Source organism: Serratia sp. 506_PEND, assembly GCF_001076875.1.
GTDB classification, from domain to species: Bacteria; Pseudomonadota; Gammaproteobacteria; order Enterobacterales; family Enterobacteriaceae; genus Serratia; species Serratia marcescens.
In genome coordinates this window covers 1-511 of record NZ_JVEL01000633.1, presented here as the reverse complement: position 1 = coordinate 511, position 511 = coordinate 1, and the positions used below count along the sequence as shown (strand labels likewise).

General features: G+C 61.1%; 1 protein-coding gene. It reads right to left on the bottom strand.

All coding sequences use genetic code 11. The features are described from left to right. A partial coding sequence (locus ADK28_RS28810) for a type VI secretion protein IcmF/TssM N-terminal domain-containing protein (protein ID WP_048797411.1) occupies positions 1–511 on the bottom strand: 511 nt, incomplete at both ends.

The window sequence follows — 511 nt, the reverse complement described above, 5'->3', positions numbered from 1 at the left end:
GTTTGTCCCCACCGTGTCAGGGCTGAAGCTCACGCCAAGCAGCGACTGTCGGGTCTGCGCATCCAGCTGGCGGAAAAAATCTCCTGCGCCATGCAGCATATCGATATGCGTGAGGACCACATAGACTGGCAGCCGCGTATGCAGCTCATCGGCAATGTCCATCAGACGGGTACGCAGCACCTGGGCTCTGGCGTGACGGGCGGATGTCCCCATCCTCGCCAGTTCACTGAGATCAAGCGTCAGGATCAGACCATTAAGCGGCTGGCGTCGGCGGTGCGCTTTCAGCCAGGTCAGCAAATGTCGCCACAGGTGGGCATTCTGCTCATTCTGGTCTTCCGTCCCCCGTCCCGCCTGGAGTAAGAGATCACCGTCTGGATCGATAATGACCGCCCCGTCTCCGAGCCAGCAATCCACCTTCTGTCCGTCCTGCAGGGAGCGCAACGCATTGTGCAGGCGGGCGTTGAGTTTATTCGGCGGGCAGGCGCGGTGCAGCAGGCTGCTTTTGCCGCTG